Below are 5,307 nucleotides of genomic sequence, written 5' to 3'. Positions count from 1 at the left end.
AATTTAATCAAGATCTGGTGATAATGCCGGAGGGGTTCCACCCGTTTCCATCTCGAACACGGAAGTTAAGACCTCCAGGGCCGATGATACTTGGACTGCAGAGTCCTGGGAAAGTAGGTCATCGCCAGGTAAGAACGAAGGGATCGTCTGTTGAAGACGGTCTCTTTGCTTTTCCCTGCGGGAAAACATCTTAGCAATCCTTCGAAGTCGGTTCCACCCGTTCGATCCTGCGCCGGTAAGAAATCCTATGGGGCGTGCGGCTTGGCCGAAAGGGTATACCATACCCTTTCGTATCTCGAACACGGAAGTTAAGATCTCCAGGGCCGATACGAAAACCATCCAGTGAATGGTTTTCGGGGCAGGTGCCATGGCTATAGATACATGCAAAGAGGCACTGCCCTACTTGAACTGCAGAGTCCTGGGAAAGTAGGTCAGCGCCGGGTAAGAACGAAGGGATCGTCTGATTAAGAAGGTCTTTTTGCTTTATCAATGACTATAGTACTCATAATTATTTTCTTCGGTTTCTTAGCGCTAACGTTAAATTGTATTTTAGTTCGCTTTCTCTAAGCTTTTTACTAATTTTCTTTTTCCCATCTTGATTATTGCTACTGGTCAATTGCTTACGCAATTCTTCGATTTCCTTTAATAACTCATCGTCAATTAAATTATGTGTTAAGATATTCTTGAAGAAGTTGCATATACTTCATCCGTAATCATTTGAAAAGAAGGAGAATTGTAATTATCCTCATTGATATCACCATATATCGTCACAAAATATCACTGGCCATTTATATTTATAATCACACGATGACAAAACAGAATTTTACAAATGGGATGATCTTTATTAGACTTTAAGTGTGATAATAGGAACAAACACAATATTAAGGAGGTAAGGAATGTGGTCCTAGTTATTTATGCAATCATAACGATACTCCTGTTTCTGGTTTTATCGGCCAATAAAGCTAAGTATTTTGCACAGATGCCATTACATGGACGTCAGGATCTATATCCAATCCCTAAGGAAAAGGGACATGAGTATGGGGGGTCGTATTATGAGCAAGTAGGTTGGTGGAAAAAGCCTAGGGAAACCTCGGCGTCGACTGAACTTGCTGATATGCTCAAGGAAATGCTCTTTATTAAGAAGCTTTTCGATAATCAAAGGCCCTTCTGGTGGCTTTCATACGCACTTCATTTAGGAATCTATTGTATTATGGGTTGGACTGTTCTTCTTTTAATCGGAGCAATCACTGAGTTGGCGGGTGGAAACGTGGCAGCTTCCGGATCTATTTGGGGAATGTTGCTTTTTTATGTTACACCGCTGTTTGGCTGGGTCGGCTTAATATTAGCTGCATTTGGTTCAGCAAGTTTATTTATTCGTCGACTCGTAGATTCAACTTTGAAAAAGCATACCACACCGCAAGAATATTTTAACCTATTGCTCTTGTTTGCCGTGGTTGTTACGGGAATTGCTGTATGGGGTAATAATGCGAGCTTGTCCGGAGCCCTTGGGGGAATGAAAAACGTGATTTCATTGAAGCCCCTAAATGCAAGCCCATTACTCACTCTCCACATTGTATTATTAGGGATCATGTATATTTATATTCCTTTGAGTAAGATGAGTCATTATGTTGGGAAATACTTCACTTTCCACAAAGTTATTTGGGAAAATGAACCCAACCTACCGGGTGGTAAAATTGAAGAGCAAATGAAGAAGGCAGCACATAATAAACCGCAACATTCATGGTCTGCTCCGCATATCAAGGGTTAAGCCCTTGCCAGAAGAACAATGATTGAAGTAATGAGAGGAGCATCGTAATGATAGATCAGAAAGATTTAAAGCCGCGTGATCTGCAACGTCCTGATGAACAGCTGATCAAGCTGAATGATAATGAAATCATGCCTTTACCGGCACCTTATGACAAACCGGGCATGGAACCGGCATTTACAGAACCTAAACCGGCCTGGAGAGAAAAATACTGCGCTTCCTTAGATGGATTCGTAGCCTTGGATACCTTGAAAAGGCCTAAGACCAAAGAAGAGGAAGAAGAATTTGTTAAGAAGTTCTTAAGCGGTCTGGAGAAAATATTCACGGACGCTAATGGCGGAGCTTTACAGCCCTTAGCCTTGACATTTGAGTACTGTGCAAAATGCAACACATGCTCGGAAGCATGCCATATCTATGAGGGCTCCGGGAACAATGAATTATATCGTCCGATCTTCCGTTCGGAGGTATTGCGTAAGCTTTACAAGAAATATTTTACGACAAGCGGAAAAATCCTTGGGGGTTTTGTCGGAGCAGATATGGATGCAACTTGGGAAAGTATTGCACGCCTAGGCGAAGCGGCCTATCGTTGCAACCTGTGCCGGCGTTGTGCCCAAACTTGCCCATTAGGATTAGATAATTCTATTCCGGCTAAAGAAATCCGTAAGATTTTCAGTCAGGAAATGGAGATTGCACCGTCCCCAATTCATAATAAAGGAACCGTAAACCAACTCAAGACGGGTTCTTCCACAGGACTTACCAAACCTGCCTTCTTGGATACGGTAGAATTTCTTGAGGAAGAGCTTGAGGAAAAGTTCGGACGCAAAATAAAATTCCCGATTGATAAAAAAGGCGCTGATATCCTTTTAATTCATAATGCCGGGGAGTTCATTGCCTGGCCGCAAAATCCAATGGCTTTTGCTATTCTCTTTGAAGAAGCGGGTCTGAATTGGACGCTCAGCAGTGAAATGATGGGCTATGACAGTGTTAACTACGGAATTTGGTATGATGATATCCAGGCCAAGCGGATTGCAACCGGACAAATGACTGCCGCAAAGGATTTAGACGTACAGCGTATTGTTATCGGCGAATGCGGCCATGCCCATAAAGCGGCTGCCGTTATTGCCGATAGGATGGCTTATGGCAGTGATAAAGTTCCCGTGGAAAGCTGTTTCCCCCTATTGAGGGAGATTGCCTATTCCGGAGCGCTCAAATTTGACCCCAGTAAAAATAATTTCCCGGTAACCCTGCATGACCCTTGTAATGTTGTACGGCAAATGGGGATTGTTCAACCCCAAAGAGATGTCTTAAAACTTATCGCACCAAAATTTAGAGAAATGACACCACATGGCGTAGATAACTATTGCTGCGGCGGAGGAAGCGGTTTTGCAATTATGAATTCTCCAAACTTTGGGGAGTTCCGCAACAAGGTTTCTGCCCGTAAGAAATTTGCGCAGATTCTTAATGCTTTCCAAGACACGATTGAAGATCCGTCAATTGTTAAATACGTATGTGCCCCGTGTTCAAACTGTAAGGGGACGATACGGGGAATTCTCGAGTTTTACGAGGCTACAGAGAAGTTCAATCTGCAATATGACGGTTTAGTCGAACTTATGGTCAATGCTCTTGTTACGATGGATAAACCTTACTTCGAGTTTTTAGAACAGTAATCGAATGAATTTAAGGGAAGCCGCTTTCATAGTATCTTATTGATGGGACTTCCCTTAGAGAAATCTAAAGTTTAACTGGCTGGAGCCGGATAGGAGAAGTACGGAGGAGATCTTTAGCTTATTACATTCGACATTATTCGACAATCCGTATTATGAATTGTACAATCAGTTTTTTGTCGTTTACGAAACGCATATCTGTCGTTAATATAGGGTTAGGGTAAAGTGTAAATACCCACAAGAACAATAGAGCGTAGGCAGTTGACATGATTTCCAATTGCATGCGAGGAGCCTTCACGAACTTGCCCGAACATACCCCATAAAGGAGGTGGATGAAGAATGTTCATTGTTAGTATTGATCCTGATCAATGCTCCGGATGCAATGCGTGTGCCGATGGTTGCCCTGCACACCTTCTCAAATTCAATGGAGAGAAGACAGAAGTTGTTGGTGAAGAAACCGATTGCATGGGCTGTGAAAGTTGCATTACGGTATGCCCAACGGGTGCTGTATCCATTACGGAGATGTAAAATCTAAAATTTCAAAGGATGGAGGTTGTACCATGACTGAAAAGAAGACACCGCAGCTAGACGAACTGGAAAAAGGACAATGGCCTAGTTTTGTGACGGAAATTAAGAAGGCTGCTGCTAATAACGAAGCATCGAGAGAATTACTTCACCTCTTGGAAAGATCCTATGAGGATAAGAGAGGACACTGGAAACACGGTGGAATCGTGGGTGTAAAAGGTTACGGCGGCGGTGTTATCGGCCGTTACACGGATTTGCCTGAGGAATATCCACACTTGCAGGCTTTCCATACTGTCCGGATCAATGCTCCTAGCGGATGGTTTTATGATACGAAATGCCTTCGGACGATTTGTGATATTTGGGAAAAACGCGGAAGCGGACTTATGAACTTCCACGGAGCTACAGGGGACGCTGTTTTGCTCGGAACTGTAACCGAAGAGTTACAACCTATTTTTGATGATTTAAGCGAAGCCGGCATGGACTTGGGTGGTTCGGGTTCTGACTTGAGATCTCCAAGCTGCTGCTGCGGTCCTGCTCGTTGCGAGCATGCCTGCTATGATACCCTTGATGCTTGCTATAACATCACGAATGAATTCCAAGATGAATTACACCGCCCGATGTGGCCTTATAAATCTAAAATTAAATTCTCCGGCTGCGCTAATGACTGTGTAGCGGCGATTGCTCGCTCCGACTTTGCGGTGATCGGAACCTGGCGTGACTCTTTACAGATTGATCCGGCCGAAGTCAAAGCCTATGCCGAAGCGGGAATGGATATTCAAGGCGAAGTCTGCGATCTTTGCCCGACCAAAGCGCTGAACTATGATGCGGAAAAGAAAGAATTGAGCGTTGTTCCTGAAGAGTGCTCACGCTGCATGCATTGTATCAATGAAATGCCGAAAGCCATCAAAGCGGGTAAAGAAAAGGGTGCCTCCATCCTGATCGGCGGAAAATCAACGATCGTTCAATCCGCATTCATGGGCTGGGTTATCATTCCATTCATAAAAATGGAAGACGACTATGAAGAGTTCAAAGACCTTCTCAGACGGATCTGGGAATGGTGGGATGAAAACGGGAAGACGCGTGAAAGAATCGGTGAAACCATCTATCGTATTGGTATGAGCAAATTCCTGGCCGCTGTTGATTTGCCGGCAGTCCCGCAAATGGTTTATCGCCCAAGGTCGAACCCCTATGTCTTCTGGCCGGAAGACGAGATCAATAAATAGAACAACGGAGAGGTGGATTTAAGATGGCTAAAACAGATCAGGGACCTGTGTATTATAAAGATATGCTTCCCCCGGTGATTCTCGAAAACTACGGAAAATGGCGCTATCATGAGATCCCTAAGCCGGGTGT

Annotated in this window: 4 protein-coding genes, 1 rRNA gene and 1 pseudogene; all 6 read left to right on the top strand. The window is 43.9% G+C overall.

Features of this window, described 5'->3' with window-relative positions:
• The first annotated feature begins 13 nt into the window (after positions 1–13).
• Positions 14–130 (top strand): 5S ribosomal RNA (gene rrf / locus VB077_RS08040).
• Between the two features lie 768 nt (positions 131–898).
• The gene (locus tag VB077_RS08035) at positions 899–1,768 is read left to right on the top strand and encodes a nitrate reductase gamma subunit (RefSeq protein WP_323414708.1); all 870 of its coding nucleotides are present in this window, start codon (positions 899–901) and stop codon (positions 1,766–1,768) included.
• A 47-nt stretch (positions 1,769–1,815) separates the two neighbouring features.
• The gene (locus VB077_RS08030) at positions 1,816–3,432 is read left to right on the top strand and encodes a (Fe-S)-binding protein (RefSeq protein ID WP_323414707.1); all 1,617 of its coding nucleotides are present in this window, start codon (positions 1,816–1,818) and stop codon (positions 3,430–3,432) included.
• Between the two features lie 336 nt (positions 3,433–3,768).
• The gene (locus VB077_RS08025; protein WP_323414706.1) at positions 3,769–3,957 is read left to right on the top strand and encodes an ATP-binding protein; all 189 of its coding nucleotides are present in this window, start codon (positions 3,769–3,771) and stop codon (positions 3,955–3,957) included.
• Positions 3,958–3,989: 32 nt separating this feature from the next.
• A complete protein-coding gene (gene dsrA / locus VB077_RS08020) occupies positions 3,990–5,177 on the top strand; it encodes a dissimilatory-type sulfite reductase subunit alpha (RefSeq protein ID WP_323414705.1) in 1,188 nt (395 codons plus the stop codon).
• A 23-nt stretch (positions 5,178–5,200) separates the two neighbouring features.
• Positions 5,201–5,307: pseudogene (locus tag VB077_RS08015) on the top strand (sulfite reductase, dissimilatory-type beta subunit); the annotation flags it as partial.

This window comes from Desulfitobacterium sp., assembly GCF_034927245.1.
GTDB lineage: Bacteria > Bacillota > Desulfitobacteriia > Desulfitobacteriales > Desulfitobacteriaceae > Desulfitobacterium_A.
Note: the sequence above shows the minus strand (reverse complement) of the source record. Positions and strands in the feature narration are given on the sequence as shown.

What these genes read in the sequence shown, in the direction of transcription:
- dsrA (WP_323414705.1), top strand. Translation starts at nt 3,990, where the DNA reads ATGACTGAAAAGAAGACACCGCAGCTAGACGAACTGGAAAAAGGACAA.
- VB077_RS08030 (WP_323414707.1), top strand. Translation starts at nt 1,816, where the DNA reads ATGATAGATCAGAAAGATTTAAAGCCGCGTGATCTGCAACGTCCTGAT.
- VB077_RS08025 (WP_323414706.1), top strand. Translation starts at nt 3,769, where the DNA reads ATGTTCATTGTTAGTATTGATCCTGATCAATGCTCCGGATGCAATGCG.